This window comes from Echinicola vietnamensis DSM 17526 (genome assembly GCF_000325705.1).
GTDB lineage: Bacteria > Bacteroidota > Bacteroidia > Cytophagales > Cyclobacteriaceae > Echinicola > Echinicola vietnamensis.
Map to the genome: position 1 here is coordinate 3,114,250 of NC_019904.1, position 25,902 is coordinate 3,140,151.

Sequence of the window (25,902 nt, forward strand, 5' to 3'; positions counted from 1 at the left end):
TTGATGCCTTTGGCACTTTGTGGCATATCTCGTTTCCATGGTGTTTCCTTTAAGTAAACTGGATCTAGCAGAAAAGTTTGGGGTAGCCTATTTCGATGGGTAAATATGTTCTTCGCCACCTTTGGTTGCTATTTGGCCACGGATGAACACTGATAAACACAGATAGGATGCTTAAGGCGTTTCAAAACTTTTATCAATAGTTTAACTTAAAAGATTACGATGCCCATGCCTTTGGCAATGAAGAGGACTTCTCGGCAAAGTTTGGATTCATCCAGTTTATAGATGAAATAGCATCCTTTTAAATAAAGTTGCCCTCAGGAATATTGCTTGATCCGTGATATTGTGTATGATGTAAACTCGAAAGATAGCCCCAAAAGTGAGGCACATTCATAGCCATGGGTGAAGCCCATGGTAAATTAACCCATTCAACGTTTTCCGTTTTAGCCGCACTGACCGCCTTATTCTCCACAAGTTCCCGCTAAAACCCATTCGATCGGATGGTGGAAAAGCAACATTTTAGCGGTATGGAATTTTCTTTCATAAGAGCATATCGAAAATCATTCCCAGAAATATTGCTAGATTCCATAGTTTGGAGTAGGCTAGAATAGGTCCGAAATGGAAGCGTTGAAGATCGGGCATTTCAAGGTGGAAGTCCTGCAGGATGATGCTTGGGTGACGGTGGCTACAGGCAAAGTACGTCCGCTTCAGCCGTTTGAAACGGGAAGGGTACGGCTGAGCCATCAGCAGACCACTGCACCATTACATCGTGCCACAGAAATCAAGGTTTACGTAGACGGCGAACAGGTGGGATGGTTTCACGGTAGCAGTGATGAAGATGGAGTTGTTATTTGATTCCCAAAGCCTCTTTGACCAATTGGTCCTGATCAGGATCGTCGACCATGATCATCAAGATATCTTTTTCTAGGAGTTCGGTTTCACCATTGGGCGTGAGAAATTTTCCGTTTCGGTGGATAAGTACGATGAGACAGGAATTTGGAAAACCTATTTCCAGTATTTTATTTCCAGCAATGGCTGCCTCTTTGGGGATTTCAACTTCTATCAGCGCATTTTTGACATCGTCAGAGAGTTCGATGTCCAGCAGCGATTTTTTCTTCAGTCCTTCTGGAAGGGCCAAATCCAGCAGCTTGGCAGCTAAAGGAAGGGTGGTTGCCTGAAGAGCTACGGAAGTTAGCACAATAAAGAATACGATATGAAAAATCACATCGGACATTTCCACACCATGGATCATTGGAAAGGTCGCAAAGACAATGGGCACTGCACCTCGGAGACCTACCCAAGAGAGGAACAATTTTTCTTTAAAGGAATAGCGGAAGGGGATAAGGGTTAGGAAAACCCCCAATGGTCTCGCTACCAGAATCAGGAATAACGCGGCAGAGAGGGCTAGTCCGATTACAGGCAGCATTTGTGATGGAAACACCAATAAGCCCAAGGTAATGAACATGACCACCTGCATGAGCCAAGCCACACCATCAAAAAACTTCATCATGCTTTTTTTATGGAGTATCTTTGCGTTTCCAACGGTGAGGGCACAGATATACACGGCCAGAAAGCCATTTCCCCGGAGGAGATCGGTAAGTGTATAGGTGAGCAGGACGAGAGAAATCATCAGCACTGGATACAGCCCTTCTGCATCCAAGTTTATCTTGTTGATCGTGAGGACTGCCACACGTCCGATCAGCCAGCCCAAAACGGCGCCGACGATCATTTGGATAAAAAACAGCGGAATAATTTCGATGATTGAGAAATCATCTAGGGTGATGAGGCTGGTCATGGCTATGGTAAGAAAATATGCCATGGGGTCATTACTACCGCTTTCCAGTTCCAGCAGCGGCCGGAGATTACCCTTAAGTCCAATACTCTTGCTTCTCAAGATGGAAAATACCGCAGCCGCATCTGTGGAGGAAACGATTGATCCGAGCAGTAGACTTTCCAACAGGGTCAGGTCCGAAACCCAATATACAAATCCTCCCAAAGAGAAACTGGTCAACAGCACCCCAATCGTGGATAGTCCTATGCCTTGGGCCAAAATGGGTTTCACAGAAGGCCATTTGGTGTCAAGACCACCCGAAAAGAGGATAAATGTCAGTGCTATTATTCCCAGAAATTGGGTCATGGAGGGGTCGTCAAAGACTATTCCCCCTATGCCGTCCGATCCCGCCAGCATCCCAACGCCCAAAAATATCAAAAGGGCAGGAATGCCTGTTTTGCCAGAAGTTTTGCTCGCTATCACACCTGCAAAAAGTAATATTGAGCTGATCAAAAGGATATTTTCAGCAGTCAGAATCATGGAAGGAAAGCTTTGTTCAGAGTGAATTTAATAAACTGCAGGGGCAAAATGCCTTTCGAGGAATTGTTTTTTTTAAATGGATGTTTAAGCTTCAACGATTTTTACCTAAAACGAAAAAGGTTATGGAAGATAAATGGTTGGAAAAGTGGAATGAACGCTATAGTGACCCGGCTTTTGCTTATGGCGAGGAGCCTAATGAATACCTAAAGGAACAATTGGAGAAGCTAGATCCTGGCAAAATACTGTTCCCTGCAGAAGGAGAAGGGAGAAATGCCATTTTTGCTGCCCAAAGCGGTTGGGAGGTTTCTGCTTTTGACATCAGTAAAGTAGGCAGGGAAAAGGCCAAACAATGGGCGACTAGGCAAGGAGTGGTCTTGGACTACCAGGTAGGAGAGCTTCCCCGACTGGATTATCACGAAGGGCAGTTTGACGCCATAGCTCTTATTTATGCCCACTTTCCTGCGACCATAAAGTCAACCTATCATAAGATTTTAGTAGATTATCTTCGCCCCGGCGGCCATGTGATTTTTGAGGCGTTTGGAAAGAACCATTTGGCCTTAAGGAACCAGAACCCTAAAGTAGGAGGACCAAAGGATGTGGATACCTTGTTTTCTGTTGCGGAGTTAAAAGCTGACTTTAAAAACGTTGAGATGCTGAATTTGGAGGAGAAGGTGATTTCACTGCGTGAGGGATTGTACCATAATGGGGAAGGTTCTGTCATCAGGTTTGTCGGAAAAAAGAAATAGCATTGGCTTTTTTAGCATTCGAATCATTGTTAAGGTAACGGTTTTGTCCTATTAATGCTGTATTTCATATGACGGATAAGCTAACGTGGCAAAAACCAACTTTTAGTGGGGGCGTTTATTATTAATCATTTCTTAATGACATTTCGGTAAGCTGCGAAAGCGAGTCGGATATCTTTGTATCTTTATTTTACTGGAGCACATCGATTGCGGTTACTTGCAAAAGCACTTTGGAAGATGGTTTACGAAGCGTCTTGCCTTATTTCAGGGGATTGCAAGCGGGTGGCCGTGATTTGGGATCCAATACGAAATTATAATGAATAAAAGCACTATCATCTGTTTCCTTGTTTTTCTCTTTCCTTTAGTAGTTAAGGCACAAGGGGAATACCAATTCCACTCCCATAATGATTACCTTCAGCCGGTTCCTTTTTGGACAGCTTATGCCAATGGCGCAGCTTCCATAGAAGTGGATGTTATTCTTCAGGAGGGGAAATTGATGGTGGCCCATGAGAAAGAAACCATCTCGGCAAACAAAACCCTCGAATCCCTATACTTAGCCCCAATGCGGCAAGCAAAGGCATTGGGGATCGGCGAGTTGACCTTTCAACTGCTGATCGATATCAAGACCGATGCTGACGCAAGCATGGAGGCCATAGCTGCTGTTTTAGAGGATTATGAGGAGCTGTTGGCAGTGCCTGGCCAACAACATGGTGTTACGGTAGTGATTTCCGGAAACAGACCTCGCCTGGAAGATTACGATGATTATGCGCCATACATCCTTTTTGATTATCAATCCTTGGATTTTCCAAGCAATTTACCTTGGCACCGGATTGCTTTGGTGAGCCTTCCCTTTCAGCGGTTTTCCGTTTGGAACGGGAAAGGGCGCTTGGTCCAAGAAGAGAAGCAAAAGCTGGAGGGGATAATCCAGAAAGTCCATGCGGTAGATCGGCCTATCCGGTTTTGGGGGGCACCGGACAGCAAAACCGCTTGGAAGGCTTTTGCCGACATGGGGATAGATTTTATCAATACAGACATGCCCTTCGAGGCCAGTAGATACCTGAGCAGCCTAAACGGTAATGTGGTCAGTAGTCAGCATCGGCATGAAATATACCATCCACAATTCAAGGTGGATGGTGCAGCAGTACCGGTCACACAAATCATTCTGATGATCGGGGATGGGAATGGGCTGGCACAGATTTCGGCCGGAATGTATGCCCATGGCAATCAACTCAACTTGACACAATTAAGGCATATTGGCTTGGTGAAGACCCAGTCTGCAGATGACTTTACGACGGATTCAGCAGCAGGAGCCACCGCTTTGGCCACAGGCCAAAAAGCCAACAATAGGGCAATTGGCGTTTCTCCCGATGGAAAAGCAATGGCCAATTTACCGGAAGTGTTGGAGCAGTATTCATTTCGCTCTGGGATCGTAACGACTGATCACATAACGGGAGCTACTCCGGCATCATTTTATGCCCACAGGGAAGATCGGGGAATGACCGCGGGCATCGCAGAAGACCTGCAAAAAAGTCCGCTTGATCTCTTTATTGGAGGCGGAAAGAACGATTTTCTGCTGCATGACAGGGAATTGATCGAGCCCCTTGAGGCTGCTGGTTTTACGCTTATAAAGCGGCTAGAATCACTACAGACATCCACCGCGTCCAAGGCAGGGTATTTTGCCAGTAATCAAGGCTTACCGACTGTGGAGAAGGGGAGAGAGGGTTTTTTGAAGGAAGCCACCTCAGGTGCGCTGTCATTTTTGAGCAAAGAAGAAGCACCATTTTTCTTATTGATAGAAAGTGCCATGATTGATACAGGGGGACACTGGAACAGTGCGGATACGGTAGTGGAAGAGGAAATTGATTTTGATGATGCGATCGGAGAGGTTATTTCCTTTGCAGACGCCCATCCGGGGACATTGGTGCTGATCACTGCCGATCATGAAACAGGAGGAGCTACCTTGCCACAAGGGAATCTAGAAAAGGGAGAAGTGGAGATCAATTTTGACACCAAAGATCATACTGGGATTATGGTGCCCATTTTTGCCTATGGTGCCCATGCTGACAAATTCATCGGGGTATACGAGAACACGGCGATCTTTGATAAGGTCATGGAGCTCGTAAAGCAGTACCATGACGGTAAATAGTAAAAGGCCATGATCAGGCCTATTTTTGGCTACATGTTGGAAGTCCCCTTTAGTGCCAGTCTATACCCGAAGTATGCAAAAGGGATATACGCCAGCCCCATGTCCAATATTCCATACCAAGCGGGGAAGGGCAGCAAGAAGATTTGGAACAAGCCTCCTAACAGAAAGCAAAAGCCAATGGTCAGTGCCGACTTCTGCTTTTGGTGAAGGGAAATTAGTGCCGAGGTGAAAGCCCCGGCGAGGGTGCCTGTGGCGTGTGCGCCAAGGAAAATCAGCAAATGGCCGGTGGTGAACCCATGCAAAGAAGATTTGAAGCCTGCGATAGAAGTCAAGTCCATTCCACTCGGAAGGGAAACCACCATGCCGGTGATCAGGATTAGCCCCATCTGGATCACCCAGCCAATGATCAGCCCTGCAAAAACACTTATGGTATTGGTGGAGTCAGATTTCATGGGAAGGATGTTGCCAGGTCGTTAGTAAGAATCACAGAAAGAAGTAACCATCATTTGAAGAGGGTTTCGGTGTAATGCAGTAAGGTTTTGTCGCCCCAATTGCCATGTCCTGGAATGACTAGCCGAAGGTTTGGATAAGCGGTACTGATTTTGTTCACGGTGACCGGCCAAGCCTCGACATTGGCATCTTCGAGGTTACCTTTTCCAGCACCATTAGCTTTGATGAGACACCCGCCAAACAGCACTTGGTCATCAGGGAAGTATCCAATTACATTGTCTTGGGTATGTCCTTCCCCAAAATAGTGAACAAAGACTGCTTTAGTGCCTACTTTTAAGGTCAGCTCGTCAGAAAAGCCCTTTTGGGGTTGTGGGAAGTCATGCTGAGATGCTAAAGATAGGGTGTTTTTAAAGGCATATGACGGAATGTTCCTGGCGTGAAATGCTTCAAGTCCACCCAGGCAATCCAAGTGAAAATGTGTCGCTACTACAGCGTTGACCTGTAGCTTCTCCTCTTCCAAAAATGAAAGAAGTTCACTGGTCTCATTTGAGGTACTTGGGGTGTCGAATACGACAGCTTCTCCATCACTGATGACGATCATCCCGTTGCAGGCTACTTTTCCGAAGGTGTCGGTGTCCAGAAAGGAAACGTGAACATAAGTATGGGGACTGACTTGTTTGATAATGAGTTTATCCGATGAATAGACCTCTTTTTCAGTAAAAGTGGAGGTTTGCTCAGCAACAAGATGTTCCTGTAATTTTTCACTTTTTCCTCCGCAAGCGGATATGGATAAGAGAAATGCTGAAATAAGGAGGCTGTAATACATTAAATCGACATTTATTAGTTATTGGTCAATGATATGCCCTAAAAATAACACCTCCAACCAGTAGAAAATAATATGCTGCGAAAAAAAGATAAAAAAACCATCCGCCTTGGCGGATGGTTTGGTGCATTATTGTATGATGTTTGAGGTCTTAGTCACGGATTTGACCACTACCAAATACATAATATTTGTTGGTTACCAATTGCTCAAGTCCCAATGGGCCTCTGTGGTGCAATTTGTCGGTACTAATGGCCAACTCTGCGCCTACTCCCATTTGCCCCCCGTCCGTAAATCGGGTGGAAGCGTTATGGTATACAGCAGCACTGTCCACCTGCTCCATAAAGGTAGCCGCTTTATCCTTATCAGTGGTCAAAATGGTAGCAGAGTGCCCTCCGCTGTATTTGTTTATTTTTGCAATGGCTTCATCAAGGCCATTTACTTTGCCAATAAGAGCCTTTAAGGCCAAGAACTCCTCATACCAAGTATCTTCTGAAGGGACTTCTTTTGCTCCCTCTATGGCAGGAACCAGTTCTTTTTCAGCAACCAGCTCTACTTTATAGGAAGCAAGGCTTTTGGCCAAGTCCGCTAATTTGGATTCAAAGTCTGGCAGTTTTTCATCCACCAAAATTTTATCCAGTGCATTACAACCTGAAATTTTATTGGTTTTGGCATTGATGATCACTTTTTTGGCCAGTTCCCAGTCGGCATCTTCAGCGACATAGGCGAAATTGTTTCCCCTTCCACTTACCAGTACGGCACATTGAGCATGTTCTTTTACAAAAGCAATCAACCTTTCGCCACCTCTCGGCACGATAAGGTCAAGCTTTTCGGATGGATTTTTCAAGAACGCTTGGGTTTGCTCCCTGTTTAGGGTAAACAGCTCGATCCAATCTTTGCTAAGCCCATTTTCCTCAAGGGCTTCATGCCAGCATTCCACCAAAACTTTATTGGAATTTACGGCTTCTTTTCCTCCTTTGAGAAGGATTTTACTGTTGGCTTTAAAAGCCAAAACAGCTGCTTCGATGGTCACATCCGGACGGGATTCATAGATGATCATAATGGTCCCAAATGGAGCTGTTTTGTTCGTGATATCCAGCCCATTGGCCAAGGTTCGCTTGGAAATTTCCTTACCTACGGGATCATCTTGGTCTTTGACCTCTTGGACCGCTTGGATCATGCCATCTATTTTGGCGTCATTCACGACCAGTCTGTCATAGAGTGCTTGATCATCACGCTGGAATGCATCGAGATCTGCTTTATTGGCGGTCAGAATTTTCTCACGGTTTTTATCAATGATCTTGATCATTGATGCCAACACGTCGTTTTTTTTCTGTGTGCTTAATATTTTCATGTCAAATGATTTCTTTTTATGGTGTTTAGGGTTTCTGGATTACGATACGATCGGCAAAAAGATACCGTTTCGTATTTTAATCGTCCGAAACCTTGGTGCCCACCTCTTTGCCATCGACGATGTCGAGAATCATATTGTCGACATTACCATTGGCGATATAAGTGGGGATATTTTTTCTGGCGGCCTCTTTGGCTACATTGAGCTTAGATTTCATGCCGCCTCTACCTTCTGCTTCACCTTTCGTAGATTCCTGAATGAAGTGTTCTACTTTTTCATCCGTACCCACATGGGCGATCCTTTCGGTGTTTTCGTCATCAGGATGACCGTTATAGAGTCCATCTGTATCGGTCAGCAGGATAAGCATGTCCGCTTTGGTCAATTCAGCCACCAAACTGGCCAATTCATCATTGTCCGTAAAGGTGGACATGGAGAGCGAAACGGCATCATCTTCATTTGCGATCGGAATGATTCCTTCAGAAAGGAGTCCTTCGTAGCAATTGATCATGTTTTCACGGTGTTTTCCGGGATCAAAGTCCCTTTTGGTGGCCAAGACCTGCGCACACCGCATACCGTAATCTTGAAAGATATTGTAATAATGCCTCATCATTCGAGGCTGACCCACGGCAGAGAAGACTTGTCTTCGGATGATTTTATCTTTGATGCCTACTTTGCTGCCGAGGACTTCCTTACCAGCGATGACGGAACCAGAAGAGACCAGGACAGACATGATGCCGCGTTCATAAAGGATGGCGATTTGATCGACCATTTTCCTTAAGACAGTATTGACGATACGGTTATCCCTGTTGGTCATCACATTGGTTCCTACCTTTATGACGATCCTTTTTGGTCCTTCGTTATTATCCATTTTGGTATTCTTTTCCAAGTTCAACAGCTCTGTTAAATGCAGCGTAAGCAGCTTCTTTGATCATCTCCTTGACATTATTGTCATCCATGGAGTCCAATGCTGCTCTGGTGGTTCCACCTTTGGAAGCTACTCGGTTCATCCATGCTTCTGGATCCAGATCGGAAGAACTAAACAATTCTACTGCCCCGGCAAAGGTTTGCTCTACCAAGACCCTGGAGTCGTGCTTGGAGAAGCCCATTTTTAGAGCCGCTTCCAACATGGATTGCATGAAATAGAAGATATAGGCTGGTCCACTTCCAGAAATACCCGTGGAAGCATCAATATCATTTTCGGTATCGAGTCTAACAGAACGTCCGGTAGTATCCAGCAGGTTTTCTATGGTGGACAATTCCAATCTTGAAACCTCATCTGATGCTGTAAAGGAAGTCAATCCTTTGCCTACTTGGGCTGGGAGGTTTGGCATTGCCCTAACCACCTTTTTCCTATTAAGTCCTTCTTGAATAGCTGCTATGGTCACCCCAGCCATCAAGGAAATGAAGATCTGCCCTTCGGAGGTCAAATCCTTCATGGTTTCCATCAATGCATTTGCATGATACGGTTTTACAGCAATAAAAATCACATCCGCTGCTGGAACGCAGTCCTCAAGCTTTTCAAACACAGCAAAGTGACTTCTTTTTCTCAGCTCTTCTGTTTTTTCTTTAGAGTTGTCAAGGATCATAAGATCCTTATCTTTTAAAAATTTTGAGTTTGCGATAGCTTCAGCGTAGGTTAATCCCATGTTTCCACCACCGATTACAAGAACTTTCATATTTTTTAGAAAGGTTTTTTATTTAAGAACAGGGACTATCCCTGTCAGTCTTCTATGCCCTGTATGCCACAATCATCGTGCAGGGATCATAATTTACGAAAAAAGTTAATGACTACCGCTAAATAATTGTTAAATCAGCATGAATGGCATAGTTTAATTGAGAAAAAACTGCAGTTATTATTTTATTTTGGGATTATATCTAAAAGGTTTTGTACTGAACAGGGAAGTATGGCAGGACTGTAAATTCGTCAGTGCTCTCAGACAAATGGCAGAAAGAAAGGATAAACTTACGGACATTATGTCATTTGTAGAGGAGAATGGTAATTAACGGCTAGTAATTATCCAAGGAATGGGCTGTTGGTTTATTGGGTCCCCTCTATAATGATAAGGTTAAACGTGCAGACACAAGATGAATCGTCAAAGCCTGCGCGGGAGGTTACTGTTGGCCACGTTCGGTAAAATCCGCTATGTGATAGGATTCCAGTAAGACTACCACGACTCATCTCCTAAAGTAGAAATAATGCGTATTCCTCCTATCAAGGCTATAGCCAATCGCCGGGCTACACATGAATAACTGAGGGAGCGTTTATGTTCCTGATGTCCGCCATACTGCCTTTTGCGATCCCCTGAATCAGGTAAAGGACGGAGCTATTAAGGATAAAAACTTAGCCCCACCTTTAAGTCAATCCTTAAAAGGCCTTCTTCATTACCTGCATCCAAATCAATGGTCTGTTTGTTTCTCCCTTTTTCTATCGTAATTTTTTCGATCACACCTGAGGTGACCGATAATCCCAGTCCGAGTGCTAAGTTTTCGGATAGCCCAATGTCATAAGTAGCATCCAACATAGCACCTAAAGTGGCTCCCTTTAATGTGAAATCGCCATTTGAATGAGAATAGGCCTGGTCTTTATAGCTCAGGTATCCAAATGAACCTCCTAGCAAAAAGGAGTTATTGTTTCCGCTTGGCATTTTTGCATATAAGGTCGGTCCCAAAAAGGAAATGGTAATGTCATCCATAAGGCTCTGGCTTTCACTTTTGGCGTGAAAGCTGCTATAGACCAGCCCTATGCCTGTCTCAGAAGGAAAAAAGTATTGCCCTTCCAATGTGATATGATATCCGTTTTTCAAGCCTCTTGCATAGCTGGTTCCTGCCAATGATTCATGCGTTTTGGATAACCTCCTGCCGTATCCACTACTAATGCCTAATCGCCAGGGCCTTTGTCGTGGGACGGATAGGGCTGGCTTCTGATTTTTTTTAGTATAGAATCCCTCCTCGAAGGTAGAAACCTTTTGGGGTGGCATCAATGTCTGGACGGTTTGACCATTTCTATCTAGGGTAAAATGAACAGTGCCATTTTCTATTGAAGTGATTTTACAAGAAATGGAATCCCCCTCACTGGTGACCAATAGGTCTTGGGCCTGTGTGAAAAAGGGAAATAAGCATAATAATCCCATTAATAAAGTTGTTCTCACGTAGTTTCTTTTCTGTTAAAACAAAAGTCAGGTAAAGATAAACTAAAATTTAATTCCACTTTTAAATGACCCTGGCAATTCAATATTATTTTGAGCCATAGTAATGATGAACAGGGGAGACCCTAAAGTGCAGGACTTAAAATCATTGTCCACTGTAGTTTCTGCGGGTTTAAATGAGGAGAGGTCCAATAGGCAAAAATGCATCATAATTTGATTGAAATGTATTTTTAAATGCCTTACAGGTGTTTCAAAATCAATCTGTTTTGATTAGATTTAGATGACCTGACTTTTGAGCCAACATGCACCATAAATCATTCTTTTTTACGGGGTTATTCTGTTTGTTATTTCCTTTTGTCCTGTTTGCCCAACAGCACGGGGAGAGTCCTCGGCCAAAGATTGGCTTGGTGCTCAGCGGAGGAGGTGCCAAGGGAATTGCCCATGTTGGTGTGATCAAGGCCATGGAAGAGGCAGGACTGCGGCCGGATTATATTGTGGGCACCAGCATGGGGGCAGTCATCGGTGGTCTTTATGCGATAGGGTATAATGCAGATGAGTTGGAGTCGATCGTGCTTAAGGCTGATTGGGACCTGATTGTTTCCAATAGGGTGAGCTTTAATACCATCGCTTTTGAAGAAAAAGAATATTATAACCGGTATGTGTTTGAGCTTCCGGTCATCAAGGGTAAAATTGCGGTACCTGCTGGCCTCATAGAGGGACAGAAGCTGACAGAAACCTTGCACTATTATACCTGGCCGTCTATTCAGTATCAAGATTTTGATGCGTTTCCCATTCCTTTTCGCTGCGTGACCACAGACCTAAAGACCGGTAAGGGAATCGTCATTGAGTCTGGTTATTTGGCAGATGCGTTGCGATCAAGCATTGCTATCCCTTCTGCTTTTACTCCTTTCGAATTGGACAGTACCCTTGTGGTGGATGGGGGGGTGGTCAATAATTTTCCGGTAGATGTGGCCCAAGACATGGGAGCAGATATTATCATTGGCGTCAATGTGGGCGAGGAGGATTTTTTGGATCCCAAAGAACTGGACTCCTTTTCCAGCATCCTTATGCAAATTGCCATGGCCAGCTCCTACCGGAAATTATCTACGAATATTTCCGGTTGTGATATCTACATCAAACCAGACTTAAAAGATTACAATACGGCTAGTTTTAGCAGTTTTAAAGAAATCCTTCAGTTGGGGCATCAAGCGGGGGAAGAAAATTTCCCTGTTTTTAAACAGCTGGCTGACAGCTTGGATTCGCACCGAAAGAGTGCTGGGATAGGCCTTGGGGTCCAGCCGGTGCGGATCAGTAACATTTCCATAACGGGTAATCGGCTTTTTTCAGATGAGCTCATCCGGTCAAAATTAGGCATAAGCCCAAAGGATACCGTTACGCGTGAAGATGTGCAGTCCGGGGTAGATCGGGTTTTTGGGGTAAATGGCTTCCGAAAGGTGGATTATAACCTTAAGCCTGATGGGGCCGGGGAGTATGAGCTGTTTCTAAAGGCCAAAGAAAAACACAATACCATTTTGCGCGGAGCATTTCACTATGATAATTTATTTTCTGCAGGGATATTGCTTAACCTTACCGTTCGTGATCTTTTAGGAAAACCTTCAAGAACGGTGGGGATATTGGATGTTTCCCAAAATCCGAAGTTTAGGCTGGACCATTATAAGTACCTTGGAAGTAACAAAAAGTTTGCTCTAAACCTCCGTTACAATTACCTCTTTCAGCAGATTCCGGAGTACGAGGATGGCGTCAGGCAAGATCTCTTTCTAAACCGTGAAACCCATATAGGAGCGAATATCCTGACGACGCATTCGCTGAAACAAAGTTTTTGGTTTGGGGGCTTTTATGAACGGTCCAGGGCGCAGTCAAGCTTTAATATCTCCATTCCCTCTGAAATCCGTGGCGCCTACTATACCTACATGGGGGTGAGGTTTATGCATACTCGAAATTCACTCAATGACAGGAATTATCCTACCAAAGGAGCGGAAACGATTTTCGAGGGGTTGTTTCGGGCGTATAGCGATTACCGGATAAAACTACGTCCAGGTGTGGATACCTTGACCCTAGGGCAGGGTGGTGAGACGGTCAAAATCCCGAAGGAGGTTTTGGATGAGACACTGGAAGGCATTACTCCGAGTGGTTTTGTATCGTTGTATTTTAATTATGTCAAATATTTTCCCATAAACGATCACTTTCAGGTAAGCCCTACGATAGCCATGGGCCTTACTTTGTCCGGCCAAGGAGATGATTATAGTTATAGTGAATTCACCCTTGGTGGGTACCAGCGGGTAGATTTTAACGATACTCCGATATGGGGGCTGAATTATGCGGAATTGACTGCGGAAAATTTCGGGAAACTAGGCGTCAATTTCCAATGGCTTCCAACCAAGAAACTGTATTTAAGAATGGGGACTAACCTCCTTGGACACGGCTACCATTCTCCCTTGGGAGACGGGGATGGTGTCGATTTTGATGAATTTTTCGAGGATAGATTGATTTGGGGATACGGTATTGATTTAACGCTGGATTCTTTCCTGGGGCCGATCACCGGAGGGCTTTCTTCCAATGCTAAAGACGGTGTGATCCGGCCATACCTTTCCATTGGGTTTTCATTTAACTATTCCGACCGGTAGTCTTTTTCCCAATTTTTAGATGAAGGAACATCTATCTCTATGGGGGTTGCTAGTAAGTCTGTTAACGGCATATTCTGCTTTGCTTGCTACTCGTACGGTATGGCCGCAGGGAAAAGTTTTATGGAAGTATATTCTTGGTAGTGTTTGATCAGGTTTCTGACCAGTGGATTGGTACAATTGGATAATTCAAATCCAGTGGAAAAATGGATGTTGATTTTCCGGAGTCGCTCCAGACTTCTGATCGTGATGATGTCTTTGAGATTTTGTGGGTCAAAATCCATGAGGGTGACCTCTTTTAGGTTTTCCAATGAGAAGATCACGTTATAGTCTTCGGTTCGGTTGGCGTGTTCAATGGTAAGTTGACGGAGAGCAGGGAGATCCTTGATGGATAAATGCTCCTTTGGCCACCTACATTTTGGGCCTTTTCCTATTTTTAACGCTTGGAGTTGTGGCAAAGCGGCTAATTCATTGAATTCTGTTTCGGTGCTTATTTCTCCTTTGATCTCCAAACTGGCAAGTTCTTTCAACATACCAATACCTTCCAAGCGGTTGTTTTTGAAATGAGCCAGCGGTTCAAGACTGAGGGAAAGCTGCGTGGTATGTCGAAAGTGGGCGGGCGAGAAGCCCTGTTGGTAAAGACGCTTCTGGATAGTAGCGGACAGACTGAGCCAATCTGGTTCAAAGGCCTTAAATCCTGTTTTTTTCAAGATCAGTAAGGTGGTTTCAAGTTTATTGAGCTGGATCTCCATTTCCGGTATCATTTCATAGAGTTCTTTCAGGAAATCTTTTGCAGGGAGCAATCGGGCAAAAGGTGTGTTTGGAGTGTGGATATAAAAGCTGTTTTGTCCTGACCTTACATTAAGGTAGCTGCTTAGTTTTTCATAGATCGCCGAGACATTATTGGATAATGATGGAATGGGAGTGTTTTTTGGGATTATGTGTGATAATCTTTTGGCTTTCTTCTGAAGAAGGCTAGCCTTTATAGTGGTTTCTGCTCCTCCCGGTAGGTCTTGGAGCAATTCCAACCCTACAGTGTGTAGCTGATTTTCAGTGTGATTGGAGAGTTGTTCTTCAATCCAATCACAAACAGATGTTCCGAACACAGTTAATTTCATAACCCTAAACAGTTAAGTTAAAAGAAATACTTTACGGGAAGTCGGTAAGGTCGCTGAATATAAATGCAGTTGATGTCAAAAAAGACTCTAAATCATTAACTACATAAATATTTGTTTCAACGATATAAATTTACGCATAAAATTATAGTAAAATGAAAAGAGGAGTTGTAAACGTTATAGAGTAGTAAGTTTATGTTTTGCAATGTCAAGAAATGGTCACCCATCTATCAGGAAATCATAAATGGTTTAGGCGTGAAGCAAAGGATGAAAATAAGGATCGCCAGCCAGCCTAGGATTTTTCGGCCGGTACTCAGTTTGGCGGTATCTCGGACCGGTGGATGCTCAAGTCCCAAGACTCTGCCCAAAATAAAAGCGTACAATAGCCATCCTTCGTATCCTTCCAGATGGGGAAAGAAGAAGAGCAAGGTATACTGTAAAGCAACGATGGTAACGGCAAGGGCGAGTTTTGTTTGGGCCTTGAATATGGATTTTTGAAAGCAGATATAGATAAATCCCACGTATAGTGGCAATGCGATGAGCAAGTAGCTGGAGTCCATGTAAGGATTTACCACTCCCAATCCCGCAAAGAATATAAAGGCAATATAAAAAACATGGGAGATCGGTTTGTGATATTTTGGGAACAGGCCGAATATAATGTGTCCTCCATCCAACTGTCCTATGGGAAGGAGGTTTAGGGCGGTAAAGAACAAGGCGAGATAGCCAGCAAATAGATAAGGGAAGTGGATGACTTCCATCATATTGGGCATTTTGTCAGGATCAGCCAGCGTTTTTTCCATGGCATAGAAGAGGAGGTTTTGGCCAAGTTCAATATTCAACACCCCTTCTTGGTCTGGGGAGTAATCTGGATCCAGGTATTCCGGGTGGATTTCGTAAATGAAGTCAGCTTCGGGAAGGTGGGTAAAGCCATAAAATAAAACCCCTAGTGCTACCAAAAAGCCTGCAATAGGGCCAGCCACACCAATGTCGAAAAACTTCCGCCTGCTATTGACGAAAGTTTTCATTTTAATAACAGCACCCATGGTGCCGATGGATGGCGCGCCGATAAAGCCAAACCAGAAAGGGATGAAGAATGGTAATGAGGCTTTGACATTATGCTTGATGGAGGTAAACAGGTGTCCTAGTTCATGGATGAGCAAAATCCCAATAAAGGGAATAGAGAATGTCATGGACTGAAGAAAGTAATTCCATGTCAGCGGTTTTTCACTGGATATCACACTTCTTCCGAAGAGCCATTCTCCTCCTGCCAATGTCGTACAAATGAAGGTTAGGATGAAAAATAATGTATGTTTTAAGTACTCTTTTTTAGTGTACATCCGAGAAATAATCCATTAATGCATTTGGGTGATTGATATGGACTGTGCGCAGCCCCACTTTTTCGGCTCCAATTAAGTTGGGAGCCGTATCATCGAAAAATACACCTTTTTCGGCTGGCATCCCTATTTTTTCCAGCACTTTTTCATAAATGACTGTGTCCGGTTTTCGGCAGCCCATTTCATGGCTTAAAAAAAGGTGGTCGAATAGTCCAGAGAAGCTTGTTTCTCCCGTGTCTGCCAGCAAAATTTCCTCCACCCTTTTGAAGTGGATACTATTGGTATTGGAGAGCATGTACACCGGATGTGTCTTTCGGAGGTCTTTTAGGAGCTTGATTTTTTGTAGCGGGATGTTTTTCAGCATTCCATTCCAAATTTGATCGATTTCCTGATCAGACCATTGTTGGTTAAACGTTTTTCTGATTTCATTCCTAAAGACAACATCGCTAATCTCTCCCTTCTCAAAAGCGTGGTGCACTGGGTGTGCCATGAAGTCTATAGACTGATGGTTACCATTGCTTTCCAGTAACTTTCCTAATTGGTTGACGGTAAAGGGAATGTCCAAGTCAATGATGACACCTACAAGGTCAAATACAAAAAAATCGATGTTTTTATCTATTTTCATAAGGGCAATTGTTGTTGTTTTGGAATCAAATATGTAACATTGCAGTCCCAAAAGCAAGGAAAAATGTTTGAAGCTTCCAAGAGGTTAAAGACATGAGGTTTTTACGGAAAACCAGACCAAAAGATTTGCTTTATCGGGCCTATAGCTCAGCTGGTTAGAGCACTTGACTCATAATCAAGGGGTCCCTGGTTCGAGCCCAGGTGGGCCCACTGAAAATCAGCCACTTACGATTAAAAATTGTAAGTGGCTTTTTTATTTGCACACGATTTGCACACAAAATAGGGTCAAAAAATATTTTTAAATTTTCTTAAAACTCCTGTCCTTGAGGCGACCATTTTGGTGATACCTCACTCCTCTTAACTTGGATGCTGTTGGTTTGGAAGTAACCCACTCCATGATTTCATCTTTGATAAAATAGAGTTTTCCGGCCTTCTTATAATAAGGAATTTGACCTTTGGAAACATAACTATAGATGGTCTGTTTTTTAAGCTCTAGAAGCTCACAGATTTTGTTTAGTGTAAGAACCTGACTATCGGTCTGATTCGTCAATTCTGTACCTTGTATAGCCTCTAAAATAAGCTTGTTTTGTTCTATAAGGTGGGTAACGGCTTGAGGTAGGTCTTCGAATTTTAGATCCATAGAATATTATATTTTTGGGGAAGGCGGATAGTGCAAATTTTATGATTGAAAAATTCACCAGTTCAACAGTAGTAGGGTGAATTTTTCAGGGTAATATAAAAATGGCAATTCAGAAATAATCACACTGGGATCAGTGGAATGGAATTCGATATTATCCAAAATCAATTTGATAGGGTGCAACAATAATTAGGATGGACCTAGGCTTAATTTATTTGACTGATTTTAAGTTTAAAAAAATAAAACACTTATATCTATAATGTTACGTTTTTCCCAATAAACTTTTTAGATGAAAAGTTGCATAAAAACATTATTCCATTCTACTTTTTTCCAATCAATTTCAATTTTAATGTTTTTCACGCACCATTGTCTAAGTTCATCAACATCTACCTCACCAGGGCTAAAATCCCATTTACAAATACCATTAATCAGGAAATTTAATTTATCCCCATTAACAAGAAACCACTCAATTATCCGGTTCGTTTCACTATTTTTTAGTTCTAAAGCAACAGTTTTAGCAAGATTTTTAAACCTTTCAAATTCAATAGGGTGGTGATCAGGAGAATAAAGTATGTCTACTACCGAATTGATGTTCATTATCTCAACGAAATCACCATGTGTTTCTTCTTTAAACTCCTTAGTAAGCCATGGTAGAATAAAATAATGGCAACCATTAGTATTATTATTAATTTCCTTCCCATGCCTAATTACTCTATTAGGAGAGAAAACCCAATCTTTTTTACTGTCCAGAGTGATAAAAATTGCATTTTTTGATTCACGCAACTTACAGTTTTCAATAACTTCCCTCCAGATCATTAAATCTCCAAATTTATTTTCTGTTTTTGATTCATCTTCAAAACCAGGTGGTATTCTATGATTGTATCTGAACTCATTATATTCTAAGTTTTTAACTAATTCTGAAATGTTGCAGTTACTTTGAGCATTTTCCACTAATTTCTCTATAAAGCTTCTTCTTTTTTCATTCTTATAGTTGTTCTTATGTGTCAAAAGGTTGATCTTTTGTCTTAAAGATTCAGTTTCGGATTTTATTTCGGACATGAAATTATGCTTATTAGTAAATCCATTCCTTTTTGAAAATTCATTATCTGCTATTAAAAGCCCCATCTCTTCAAGATAAGAAATCTCTTTTTCAAGGGATCGTAACCTCTTCTTAAATGGGTAAAATACATGTTCAGAATAATTGTTCAACAATGAATTATATTCATGAATTACCCAATTTGGAATAACTAACCTTTTGTTAGATATTAGGTTACCTAAAAATATTTTAAGTTCTTTAAATGATTCTGTGTTTAATCGATAAATCCAGATTAAAATGTTTGTATCTAAAAAGACAAGATCATTTCCATCTCCCGTTAGAAGTATTCTAGAAACAATTGATTGGCGCTTATCATGATCTACGATTTCAGGAATTACTTTCATTTTATTTTAAAAAAAGATTTCTACAATTAATATACTGCTAAAGATTATTTGATATATCATATTTACTTTTTTTTAAATTCACACCATCCGTACCACCGATTTGTACAACAATAAATTAATGTTTACCTACGGACTTAAATATGTTCAGCTATTCTCTTCCCATAATTGCTTAGTTTCTATTGTATTGCATTTTAATTTTTTCAAGTCCATTATATAATTTAGTTATTTTTGGATATAGCTTTTGTGTCATATATTCATCAAAACCTCTTTCAAAACCATGTTTTAATATGGTTTCACTAAATTCTTTGTTTAATTTATCTATTAATTTACCCTTTCTTTTTGTGATAATTTTTCCTTTGTCAGTAATTCGTTTTTCGTAGTGATTTTGAAAAATATGAGAACAACTGTGTCTTTTGTATTCTATAAATTCAAATTCAGACTCAGAGAAGAGTAATTTCAAAATTTTAAGTCCACCTATAAGTTCCGAGTAAAATTCTTTCTTCTCATGATTTTCACTGTTTTGTAGAGATTCAAATACTTTTTTTGAGTATTCCAATCCTGCAGTTACTAACTCATAAAAAACCACATAAAATGAACTTTGGTAGATTGAATCATATTCTTTATTCAACTCACTATTCAAGTAGAAAAACTTTCTTAACCATTGACCAAATAATTCCTCATTTGCATGAGTTTGCAAAATATAGTCAAGCTTTAATCTTTCATACTCGATTTTATTCATTATTCCGTTTTTGTCAAATCCAATACGCAACTAAAATGAGTGAGGGCCATGAGGAAGGATTTCTGAGGCTTACTTGTTGTAGATTTGATTGTGTCAGCCTAAGATAATATTTTTTGAGATATCCAGTTCTTAAGCTCTTTTGGATTTAATTTATTTCCTGATAGATATTCATTGACAGTCAAGTAGCCCCAAAACTCACCATTTATATATATTTTAGGAGGTGTTGTAGAGTATTCATTGAAAGGGCTTTGTGAAGAATATGTTCCCCCATAGGTTCCATATTCATTAAAAATTGATGTAGTTGAATATTGGCTACCAAAGTTTCCATATTTATTTAATACAGACTCACTATCATATTCATTTGATGTTAACTTTCCTAAGAAAGTACCATCATCAGCTTCCAAATAAGAATCCTGCCTATTAAACTCAGATTCGAAGTTAGAATTACTTCTTAATCTTAATATGCCACTTGGATCTGTTGTGAGTTTAGAGATAAAATTATCTGGATCAATTTTCGGATTTAAATGTCTATTTTTGGTGATATATGCAATAATATCACCATTAATTACCAATTGTGGTGGCTGAGTACTATGTGGGTTATTTATACTATAACTACCATATCTGCTTCCGTAGGGTGAATATTTATTGAAAATGCTTGTATTACTGTATCTACTACCAAATGGTCCATATTTATTTAAGATTGAATCATTATCATATCTATTGGTTGTAATTTTGCCCAAATATTGACCATCCTGAGCCTTTAAAAAGGATTCTCTTCGGTTCTCCTGAACGTTTGACTGCTCTTCATAAAGCTCACCTAGTAGGTGCTCAAGTAACTTTTTTGTTTTATCCCCCTTATCTGCCATTTTCACCTCCGTAAATATGTTCTAATAACTTTTGTATTTCTTCCGCTGCTTTATCTGGTGGTAGTTGCGTTATTATTATTGGAGCTGTAGCCAGTGCAACGTTTTTGTTTCTCAAAACTTTAATTTCTTTTAGTGGAAAATAAAGAAATCCGGTAGTTACTGCAGAAGGGGTTGACCATACTAATTCACCTGTTACTAATGCTGTAATAATACATGCAATACCAGATAGAAATAATAAAACAGTTAAAAAGAGATAAATGTTCTCTGTCCTTTTATTATCTCTCAGAACTTTATCAATCCTATCTAATATTTCTTTAGTATCTGCCATTTAAAAGATTAATGTGCCACAACAACACTTCTATATCGTCACCTAGAACTAGTGCGTGGTATATCTTATATTTTTATTTCTATCAAATCAGTCCCCCCTATCACTAAGCCATTTGTGTAAAATAAAATTTTATTTAAACATTTATAATTGAATATATTCTCTAAATCTAAGCAATGCCTAAAACATAAAAAATACCCATATAGGGTATTTTCGTTAAAATCATGTTAAAAACTTTCTATTGTTGTGGTTTTTAACATTTTTATTTTCATAATTGATTTAAAAGCATAAAACTAATTCTCATCCTTTCCCTCGAAATAATTCTGCGTGTAAATTGTCCGGCTGTGTGACCCAAAATTATAATTAATACTTTCAGCAAGTTCTAAAAGGTATCTCGGGTTAATATTATACAAATCCCCAAGCTTGGCCGCTTGCAAAATATCTAATCTTTTTCCTCCATTTTCAATCTCTAGGTAGTCTTCTACACTTGAATCAATCTTGGCGGCAACTTGATCGAGATCGTACTTAAATTCTTCTCGTAGCTTTCTTAAAAGTGTTTCTTTCATTCTTTATTATTTTATTTTCTCTGTAAGCGCTGTTATTAAATTGATAAGGTTCTCTCTTTCTTTTCGTAATTGACTTAACTCCTTTACCAAATGGTCAATCTGAATTTCCTTTTCCTTTATAATACGCTTAAAAAGTTCTTTTGAGTCTGTTTTATTAACCTCTTTATAAGTATTTGCAGCAATTATGGATCTGCTATATTTTCCTGAATTATAATTAATGGTGGGTAATTCATCCGAAAGAAAATAATCCGGTCCTACTTGGTAAAACTCAGCCAATTGCTTTATCCGATCAATCGTCAATTTGGTTTTTCCAGATTCAAGATTAGAATAGGTTCGCTGATGCATATCTAGCTTATTGGCTACATATTCTTGACTAAAGTCCTTGGACTCCGGTAGTATCCGCATGATTTTTTGAGCGTTTTGCATAGCGAGATCGATAAAAGTTGCTAAACCTGAAAAGAAATGTTCTAGGTTAGAACATATTCCTTATTACAAACTAAGCCCATTCTTCTGATCTTTATGAATAAGGAAATCTTTAAGCTAAAGATAACAAAGAAATTTAAGTATTGGAATTTATCAGGCAACAATGAACCAAGCACTATCCAAATTTAGACATTATGAATGATGGTAATCCTTTCCAAGATCAGCTTCTTGACAATCACTCGATTGGTCAAAACTTGATGGCCTTTAGAAAGCTAAGGAATCTTAAAGCCTTAGAGGTTGCCGATCATCTGGGCATGTCAGAAGGCAATTATACAAAGTATGAGCGTGGGGAGAATAAAATCACCACAGAAATCATTAAACAATTTTCACAGTTTGTGAAGGTTAACCCAATACATATCCTTACCATCGAGCCTGGTCATATAATTGATTTTTTTTATGGACTTGAAAAGAGAAAAGATATGATGGACAAGAATCAAATAGAATCCTTGATCCTTATTTTAAAGGAGCTTAAAGAGAGTAACGATTCATTGAAAGCCATGTTAACAGATCCCTTAGTTTCACCTTTAATAAACCAATCATGATCAATATCCAAAAAGACGAACTTATCAAAACCCTAATACTCCAAGACCTTAAGCATTGCCAATTACTTTTCGGATTGGATAAACTTAATCTGGATGCAGGTTATTGCCATTTTCTTAGTATACTGGATCTGATCTCTAAGTTGATGGAAATATCAGATGATGATATAAATGATTTTAATGAAACCTATATGATGTTTATGGATAGATGCATTCACTATCCCCTATCTACTATGGGTGAAGAACTAAAGCCTTTAGCTGAAGAGTGCTATATGGCCTTGACTGCAATTCAAAAAGAGGTGCCTACTGGAGAACTAAAGCCCTAATGTTCTAGGATAATTATTTTTTCAGAGGTAATATTTCCCTGTACTATTTAATTGACCCTACTGTTTCTTTTTACCTCTTGGATGCCACCTTATGAAGCGAAGGGTATTGGTCAAGGGTGCTGACGTAAGGAGGCATTTACCTGCCCTTGAGGAATAGCCTAAGCAAAATACCTTTGCATTCTAGAGGGAAAAGATCGAAAAATATTCACTTTTAAATAATAGAGAAAAATCCGCCGTTGAAGGATTTTGTTCCCATGATAGAAATGGGAAATGCAAGATTGGAATGGCGTCAGACATTCCTACATCTTGCTGATGTCCTGAACAACTCCGTGTAATACCATAAGGTTAAAAGTTCTCTTTGTTGACCAAGGTTCAGATTCTGGTAAAAATGAGAATGGTTTTCAATTTTACACTCTCCCTAAACGCTTGAGAATTTGAGTATTTGGGAACTTGATTTTTCTAATTTATCTCAGGTTTTTAGCCATCAAAAGGCTGCGAGTCCCGAGCACCTTTCCCCGACTTTGGAAGCTGAAAAGATGGTTTTGTATACAAAACTACATCTTGCTGTAGCCATAATTCAGGATTATTTTTAACTTCATTCTCAATCTTACAGACAGTTTATCTTTAAATGTAGCTGGCTTTTTTTCATCATACCATGGTTAATTGCAAGAAAATCTAAAAGATTTTCTTGAAGAAATGATTGTATCGGTTATTAGCTGTTAAACATTTGTTTTAAGAAAAAAATCATCTAAAGCTTCTTTCATTTTTTTATTATCTACTGTCAACACTTCCTTCCTGATGTCACTTGGTCCAAAATAATTCAAGGAGAATTTTGTTGAATTGTCTTTCATGTTCTTGAGCATCGAAAGTGCAACACTTGAAAAACCACCAATTGACCAATACTCAAATTTTATTTTTTTCTTTCTCCATGTCTCTTGTTTCGAAACCCATTTTCTAAATGCAGGTAGTTTTACTCCTAACCATCTATCAATAGTTTCCGAATCAATCATCGATTTAGTTGCTTTACATTCCGCAATTAGCACTTCATCAGGATATACGGCAAGTACATCGATTTCGTGTCGAGCCTGGTCTACTACTATTTCTCTTCCAATATCTATGCTGCTATTTGTTTTAGTTGAATGGATATGTCCAACCAAAAATTCAAACAGGGCTCCCCTTATATTATTTACTAGGCCTTCGTTGTATTTTTTTAATTCTTTAAGAAGATCCAAATACTTATCAGGAGTCTTTTTCAAACTGGCTCCTGCGTTGTTTAAAATTGAGATTAATTCGTTTAATGATTCACTGTACTTTTGCCCAAATAACTCCTTTACAATACCAACAACAATACCGTTTCTTTTCAACTGTATTAGTGCTTCCTTACTCAAATCATCAACTATTAAAAAGGGTAATATATTTGATGAATTCTGAAATGAGTTGATTTTTTTTAATTTATCAACAAAAAACAGGATGTCATTTTCATTAATTGAGGTTCCAATTACAATATCAGCTAATAGAAACCCACTTTTTTTATTTTGTGTCAATCCCGAAATAGCAGAAGTGCCCTTAAATGCCCACCTGAACTTTCCAAATTCAGAGAATTTTTCACCAGAGTTATAAGAGATCATTCCGGTGTTTCTAGTAAGGGAATGAAAGTTATCTAAAATATCAACCTTAATTGCTTCAATAGTTCTTAAATAAAAAGTATTGGGAAACTGCTTTAAGAGTTTTGGAGAAAAATAATAGTCAGTGCCATCAAATACTAAGATATCTGATTTTACAAAATTCTGCATAACCTCTTTGAAGGGGATATGACTTTTTAATGGAGCAACTGGATAGTTGGTGTAACATTCGAGGAACCTTTGACTAATCACCCCTCCATGAAGGTTTACAGCGTTTAAGCAATACCAATACTTTCTTCCGGAATCATATAAATTTGTACTCAATGACTTTAATAAAGTATCAGTTAATGCATGCTCTTTAAGAAAGCATAAAGATTGGCCACTTACAAAAAAACCCTTAATGCGTTCGATTTCTGAGCTTCTGACTATTCTTTGGCTAGCGGTGTTGTAACTAAGAGACTCTTTTGATGCAATCTCTTTGGAAAGCTCACTTGATAACAATGGCCCCTTTGATTTTAAAATGGCTTCTATCGATGTCATATGGCGCTATATATAAATAACTCTTTAGAGTTATGCAAGATTTTCTTTTTTTTAAATTTTTATTGATTCAGGAACTGCATGAGGTCTATTCGAATTTTGAAACTAGCGAAAAATAGTAAATATCCTGTCATATCAATTTTTAAAATCTACATATAATATCATTGAAATGCTGCTATGCGATAGATTTTTATAATCACTTAATTGTAGATTATTTTCTGGCACAACCTAATAATCAAACTAGAATCAATGTTAAAAACCATGAACTTACGCTAAATAAGCAATAGGAGGCATGGGGCATTTTAGCTACCAATTTTTGAATTTTCATCCATTATACAGAAAATAATGATGTTTGTAATTTAAAATTCATCTATTGTTATTGGGTCTAAATTAAGCTTAACTGCTAATTTGTTGTATATTTTTAATGAGTTATGCCAGTTACCACAACATTCAGGACTAAGTGCAATCGTTAAAACTTCAATTTTATCTCCCTCCAAATAGCTATATTGAATTTGATCAAAAAGGATGTCTATAGCTTCATCTGAAAAGCACTGAAAATAGGAGTTGTTATAACTCAGAAAAAAGTAATCAATATCAAGGTTTAGGATTATTTTATCCTCTGTATTGCTTATTACAAATTCTAAATTTTCAAAGATTGAAAATGCATTCAACTCCTCAACCTTACCTGGATAAAATGCCTTTATTCCTGAGGTACCTTTACGATGTGTGTAGAATAAATAGGAGGTGACATTTGAACCACAAAGCCTTTCGAAAATTGGGAGGTAATTGTCCCATCTAATTGTCTGAAATTCAGAAGCTCCTAAATTGTGCTTTATTTCATAAAATTCATTAATAGTTAAATCAGTAACATTATCGGGAAGGGAATTCATCCAAAGCTCCATATTGGAAGCAAGAGTGTCATAATGTTTGTCAATATGAATTACTGTATACTTCTGATTAGGGTTAAAGTGCTGCAACCAACACCATAATGCTGCTCCATGATTATCCATCACATAAAAGTTAAATGATTTATGAAGTATGTTAATGTCGTAACATCCAGAATAATCAAATTTTTTATGAATCAATTTTATCACAAAGAGAATAACTGTTTAAGGTTAATGATAAATTAATTAAATTATATTC

The 25,902-nt window shown here is 39.8% G+C and carries 25 protein-coding genes and 1 tRNA gene; 7 read left to right on the plus strand and 19 right to left on the minus strand.

Going from position 1 to position 25,902, the window contains the following annotated elements; genetic code table 11:
* The first annotated feature begins 615 nt into the window (after positions 1 to 615).
* Positions 616 to 852 carry a hypothetical protein gene (locus tag ECHVI_RS12805; RefSeq protein WP_015266422.1) on the plus strand — a complete coding sequence of 79 codons (237 nt, stop codon included), beginning with the start codon at positions 616 to 618 and terminating at the stop codon, positions 850 to 852.
* Here the strand turns inward: ECHVI_RS12805 and ECHVI_RS12810 are convergent.
* Positions 845 to 2,308: a potassium/proton antiporter gene (locus tag ECHVI_RS12810; RefSeq protein ID WP_015266423.1), complete on the minus strand. Its 1,464-nt coding sequence runs from the start codon at positions 2,306 to 2,308 to the stop codon at positions 845 to 847. The two genes, ECHVI_RS12805 and ECHVI_RS12810, sit on opposite strands and share 8 nt — an antisense overlap.
* Before the next feature lie 122 nt (positions 2,309 to 2,430).
* Here ECHVI_RS12810 and ECHVI_RS12815 point away from each other — a divergent pair, with 122 nt between their 5' ends.
* A complete protein-coding gene (locus tag ECHVI_RS12815) occupies positions 2,431 to 3,054 on the plus strand; it encodes a class I SAM-dependent methyltransferase (RefSeq protein ID WP_015266424.1) in 624 nt (207 codons plus the stop codon).
* Between the two features lie 313 nt (positions 3,055 to 3,367).
* Complete coding sequence (locus ECHVI_RS12820; RefSeq protein WP_015266425.1) at positions 3,368 to 5,197, plus strand: alkaline phosphatase; 1,830 nt, start codon at positions 3,368 to 3,370, stop codon at positions 5,195 to 5,197.
* Between the two features lie 29 nt (positions 5,198 to 5,226).
* On the opposite strand, the gene ECHVI_RS12825 is transcribed toward ECHVI_RS12820, so the two are convergent.
* The 6 genes from ECHVI_RS12825 to ECHVI_RS12850 form a co-directional block, all read right to left on the minus strand.
* Positions 5,227 to 5,649 carry a hypothetical protein gene (locus ECHVI_RS12825; protein ID WP_015266426.1) on the minus strand — a complete coding sequence of 141 codons (423 nt, stop codon included), beginning with the start codon at positions 5,647 to 5,649 and terminating at the stop codon, positions 5,227 to 5,229.
* 50 nt (positions 5,650 to 5,699) lie between these two features.
* The gene (locus ECHVI_RS12830) at positions 5,700 to 6,473 is read right to left on the minus strand and encodes a subclass B1 metallo-beta-lactamase ECV-1 (protein WP_015266427.1); all 774 of its coding nucleotides are present in this window, start codon (positions 6,471 to 6,473) and stop codon (positions 5,700 to 5,702) included.
* Positions 6,474 to 6,621: 148 nt separating this feature from the next.
* On the minus strand, positions 6,622 to 7,821 hold the full coding sequence (locus ECHVI_RS12835) for a glutamate-5-semialdehyde dehydrogenase (protein ID WP_015266428.1): 1,200 nt from the start codon (positions 7,819 to 7,821) through the stop codon (positions 6,622 to 6,624).
* Between the two features lie 76 nt (positions 7,822 to 7,897).
* Positions 7,898 to 8,686 (minus strand): glutamate 5-kinase, encoded by a 789-nt coding sequence (proB, locus tag ECHVI_RS12840; protein ID WP_041739798.1) that lies wholly within the window; start codon positions 8,684 to 8,686, stop codon positions 7,898 to 7,900.
* A complete protein-coding gene (gene proC, locus ECHVI_RS12845) occupies positions 8,679 to 9,494 on the minus strand; it encodes a pyrroline-5-carboxylate reductase (RefSeq protein ID WP_015266430.1) in 816 nt (271 codons plus the stop codon). Before proC ends, proB begins: the two co-directional genes overlap by 8 nt.
* A gap of 651 nt (positions 9,495 to 10,145) precedes the next feature.
* Positions 10,146 to 10,949, minus strand: coding sequence for an autotransporter protein (locus ECHVI_RS12850; RefSeq protein ID WP_015266431.1), 804 nt, complete (start codon positions 10,947 to 10,949; stop codon positions 10,146 to 10,148).
* A 356-nt stretch (positions 10,950 to 11,305) separates the two neighbouring features.
* On the opposite strand from ECHVI_RS12850, the gene ECHVI_RS12855 reads away from it, so the two are divergent.
* Entirely contained in the window at positions 11,306 to 13,609 is a 2,304-nt protein-coding gene (locus tag ECHVI_RS12855) for a patatin-like phospholipase family protein (RefSeq protein ID WP_245553308.1), read from the plus strand.
* Between the two features lie 86 nt (positions 13,610 to 13,695).
* Here ECHVI_RS12855 and ECHVI_RS12860 read toward each other — a convergent pair whose 3' ends face one another.
* The 3 genes from ECHVI_RS12860 to ECHVI_RS12870 all read right to left on the minus strand — a co-directional run bounded on the left by ECHVI_RS12860 (position 13,696) and on the right by ECHVI_RS12870 (position 16,680).
* Positions 13,696 to 14,724: a hypothetical protein gene (locus tag ECHVI_RS12860; RefSeq protein WP_015266433.1), complete on the minus strand. Its 1,029-nt coding sequence runs from the start codon at positions 14,722 to 14,724 to the stop codon at positions 13,696 to 13,698.
* 227 nt (positions 14,725 to 14,951) lie between these two features.
* Complete coding sequence (locus ECHVI_RS12865; protein ID WP_015266434.1) at positions 14,952 to 16,058, minus strand: site-2 protease family protein; 1,107 nt, start codon at positions 16,056 to 16,058, stop codon at positions 14,952 to 14,954.
* Positions 16,048 to 16,680: an HAD family hydrolase gene (locus tag ECHVI_RS12870; protein WP_015266435.1), complete on the minus strand. Its 633-nt coding sequence runs from the start codon at positions 16,678 to 16,680 to the stop codon at positions 16,048 to 16,050. The genes ECHVI_RS12865 and ECHVI_RS12870 overlap by 11 nt, the downstream gene beginning before the upstream one ends.
* Before the next feature lie 135 nt (positions 16,681 to 16,815).
* Here ECHVI_RS12870 and ECHVI_RS12875 point away from each other — a divergent pair.
* A tRNA-Ile gene (locus ECHVI_RS12875) sits at positions 16,816 to 16,889 on the plus strand.
* Between the two features lie 88 nt (positions 16,890 to 16,977).
* Here ECHVI_RS12875 and ECHVI_RS12880 read toward each other — a convergent pair.
* The 7 genes from ECHVI_RS12880 to ECHVI_RS12915 form a co-directional block, all read right to left on the minus strand.
* A complete protein-coding gene (locus tag ECHVI_RS12880) occupies positions 16,978 to 17,319 on the minus strand; it encodes a helix-turn-helix domain-containing protein (RefSeq protein ID WP_015266436.1) in 342 nt (113 codons plus the stop codon).
* 282 nt (positions 17,320 to 17,601) lie between these two features.
* Positions 17,602 to 18,756 carry a PIN-like domain-containing protein gene (locus tag ECHVI_RS12885; RefSeq protein ID WP_015266437.1) on the minus strand — a complete coding sequence of 385 codons (1,155 nt, stop codon included), beginning with the start codon at positions 18,754 to 18,756 and terminating at the stop codon, positions 17,602 to 17,604.
* A 169-nt stretch (positions 18,757 to 18,925) separates the two neighbouring features.
* On the minus strand, positions 18,926 to 19,495 hold the full coding sequence (locus ECHVI_RS12890) for a hypothetical protein (protein WP_015266438.1): 570 nt from the start codon (positions 19,493 to 19,495) through the stop codon (positions 18,926 to 18,928).
* Positions 19,496 to 19,593: 98 nt separating this feature from the next.
* Positions 19,594 to 20,361 (minus strand): hypothetical protein, encoded by a 768-nt coding sequence (locus tag ECHVI_RS23925; RefSeq protein WP_015266439.1) that lies wholly within the window; start codon positions 20,359 to 20,361, stop codon positions 19,594 to 19,596.
* The gene (locus ECHVI_RS12905; protein ID WP_015266440.1) at positions 20,351 to 20,689 is read right to left on the minus strand and encodes a hypothetical protein; all 339 of its coding nucleotides are present in this window, start codon (positions 20,687 to 20,689) and stop codon (positions 20,351 to 20,353) included. The genes ECHVI_RS23925 and ECHVI_RS12905 overlap by 11 nt, the downstream gene beginning before the upstream one ends.
* Before the next feature lie 290 nt (positions 20,690 to 20,979).
* The gene (locus ECHVI_RS12910) at positions 20,980 to 21,252 is read right to left on the minus strand and encodes a helix-turn-helix domain-containing protein (protein ID WP_015266441.1); all 273 of its coding nucleotides are present in this window, start codon (positions 21,250 to 21,252) and stop codon (positions 20,980 to 20,982) included.
* A gap of 6 nt (positions 21,253 to 21,258) precedes the next feature.
* Positions 21,259 to 21,678: a helix-turn-helix domain-containing protein gene (locus tag ECHVI_RS12915; RefSeq protein WP_015266442.1), complete on the minus strand. Its 420-nt coding sequence runs from the start codon at positions 21,676 to 21,678 to the stop codon at positions 21,259 to 21,261.
* 191 nt (positions 21,679 to 21,869) lie between these two features.
* On the opposite strand from ECHVI_RS12915, the gene ECHVI_RS12920 reads away from it, so the two are divergent.
* Both ECHVI_RS12920 and ECHVI_RS12925 read left to right on the plus strand, forming a co-directional pair.
* Positions 21,870 to 22,277, plus strand: a complete 408-nt coding sequence (locus ECHVI_RS12920; RefSeq protein ID WP_015266443.1) for a helix-turn-helix domain-containing protein — start codon at positions 21,870 to 21,872, stop codon at positions 22,275 to 22,277.
* Positions 22,274 to 22,600: a hypothetical protein gene (locus ECHVI_RS12925; RefSeq protein WP_015266444.1), complete on the plus strand. Its 327-nt coding sequence runs from the start codon at positions 22,274 to 22,276 to the stop codon at positions 22,598 to 22,600. Before ECHVI_RS12920 ends, ECHVI_RS12925 begins: the two co-directional genes overlap by 4 nt.
* A gap of 719 nt (positions 22,601 to 23,319) precedes the next feature.
* On the opposite strand, the gene ECHVI_RS12930 is transcribed toward ECHVI_RS12925, so the two are convergent.
* The gene (locus ECHVI_RS12930; RefSeq protein WP_015266445.1) at positions 23,320 to 24,762 is read right to left on the minus strand and encodes a hypothetical protein; all 1,443 of its coding nucleotides are present in this window, start codon (positions 24,760 to 24,762) and stop codon (positions 23,320 to 23,322) included.
* A 356-nt stretch (positions 24,763 to 25,118) separates the two neighbouring features.
* Positions 25,119 to 25,769, minus strand: coding sequence for a peptide arginase family protein (locus tag ECHVI_RS12935; RefSeq protein WP_041738628.1), 651 nt, complete (start codon positions 25,767 to 25,769; stop codon positions 25,119 to 25,121).
* Positions 25,770 to 25,902: the final 133 nt, after the last annotated feature.

What these genes read in the sequence shown, in the direction of transcription:
- ECHVI_RS12910 (WP_015266441.1), bottom strand. Translation starts at nt 21,252, where the DNA reads ATGAAAGAAACACTTTTAAGAAAGCTACGAGAAGAATTTAAGTACGAT.
- ECHVI_RS12815 (WP_015266424.1), top strand. Translation starts at nt 2,431, where the DNA reads ATGGAAGATAAATGGTTGGAAAAGTGGAATGAACGCTATAGTGACCCG.
- ECHVI_RS12865 (WP_015266434.1), bottom strand. Translation starts at nt 16,058, where the DNA reads ATGTACACTAAAAAAGAGTACTTAAAACATACATTATTTTTCATCCTA.
- ECHVI_RS12890 (WP_015266438.1), bottom strand. Translation starts at nt 19,495, where the DNA reads ATGAATAAAATCGAGTATGAAAGATTAAAGCTTGACTATATTTTGCAA.
- ECHVI_RS12880 (WP_015266436.1), bottom strand. Translation starts at nt 17,319, where the DNA reads ATGGATCTAAAATTCGAAGACCTACCTCAAGCCGTTACCCACCTTATA.
- ECHVI_RS12825 (WP_015266426.1), bottom strand. Translation starts at nt 5,649, where the DNA reads ATGAAATCTGACTCCACCAATACCATAAGTGTTTTTGCAGGGCTGATC.
- ECHVI_RS12905 (WP_015266440.1), bottom strand. Translation starts at nt 20,689, where the DNA reads ATGGCAGATACTAAAGAAATATTAGATAGGATTGATAAAGTTCTGAGA.
- ECHVI_RS12930 (WP_015266445.1), bottom strand. Translation starts at nt 24,762, where the DNA reads ATGACATCGATAGAAGCCATTTTAAAATCAAAGGGGCCATTGTTATCA.
- ECHVI_RS12810 (WP_015266423.1), bottom strand. Translation starts at nt 2,308, where the DNA reads ATGATTCTGACTGCTGAAAATATCCTTTTGATCAGCTCAATATTACTT.
- ECHVI_RS12850 (WP_015266431.1), bottom strand. Translation starts at nt 10,949, where the DNA reads ATGGGATTATTATGCTTATTTCCCTTTTTCACACAGGCCCAAGACCTA.
- ECHVI_RS12920 (WP_015266443.1), top strand. Translation starts at nt 21,870, where the DNA reads ATGAATGATGGTAATCCTTTCCAAGATCAGCTTCTTGACAATCACTCG.
- ECHVI_RS12830 (WP_015266427.1), bottom strand. Translation starts at nt 6,473, where the DNA reads ATGTATTACAGCCTCCTTATTTCAGCATTTCTCTTATCCATATCCGCT.
- ECHVI_RS12835 (WP_015266428.1), bottom strand. Translation starts at nt 7,821, where the DNA reads ATGAAAATATTAAGCACACAGAAAAAAAACGACGTGTTGGCATCAATG.
- ECHVI_RS12820 (WP_015266425.1), top strand. Translation starts at nt 3,368, where the DNA reads ATGAATAAAAGCACTATCATCTGTTTCCTTGTTTTTCTCTTTCCTTTA.
- ECHVI_RS23925 (WP_015266439.1), bottom strand. Translation starts at nt 20,361, where the DNA reads ATGGCAGATAAGGGGGATAAAACAAAAAAGTTACTTGAGCACCTACTA.
- ECHVI_RS12805 (WP_015266422.1), top strand. Translation starts at nt 616, where the DNA reads ATGGAAGCGTTGAAGATCGGGCATTTCAAGGTGGAAGTCCTGCAGGAT.
- ECHVI_RS12935 (WP_041738628.1), bottom strand. Translation starts at nt 25,769, where the DNA reads ATGGATAATCATGGAGCAGCATTATGGTGTTGGTTGCAGCACTTTAAC.
- ECHVI_RS12860 (WP_015266433.1), bottom strand. Translation starts at nt 14,724, where the DNA reads ATGAAATTAACTGTGTTCGGAACATCTGTTTGTGATTGGATTGAAGAA.
- ECHVI_RS12870 (WP_015266435.1), bottom strand. Translation starts at nt 16,680, where the DNA reads ATGAAAATAGATAAAAACATCGATTTTTTTGTATTTGACCTTGTAGGT.
- ECHVI_RS12915 (WP_015266442.1), bottom strand. Translation starts at nt 21,678, where the DNA reads ATGCAAAACGCTCAAAAAATCATGCGGATACTACCGGAGTCCAAGGAC.
- proC (WP_015266430.1), bottom strand. Translation starts at nt 9,494, where the DNA reads ATGAAAGTTCTTGTAATCGGTGGTGGAAACATGGGATTAACCTACGCT.
- ECHVI_RS12925 (WP_015266444.1), top strand. Translation starts at nt 22,274, where the DNA reads ATGATCAATATCCAAAAAGACGAACTTATCAAAACCCTAATACTCCAA.
- ECHVI_RS12885 (WP_015266437.1), bottom strand. Translation starts at nt 18,756, where the DNA reads ATGAAAGTAATTCCTGAAATCGTAGATCATGATAAGCGCCAATCAATT.
- proB (WP_041739798.1), bottom strand. Translation starts at nt 8,686, where the DNA reads ATGGATAATAACGAAGGACCAAAAAGGATCGTCATAAAGGTAGGAACC.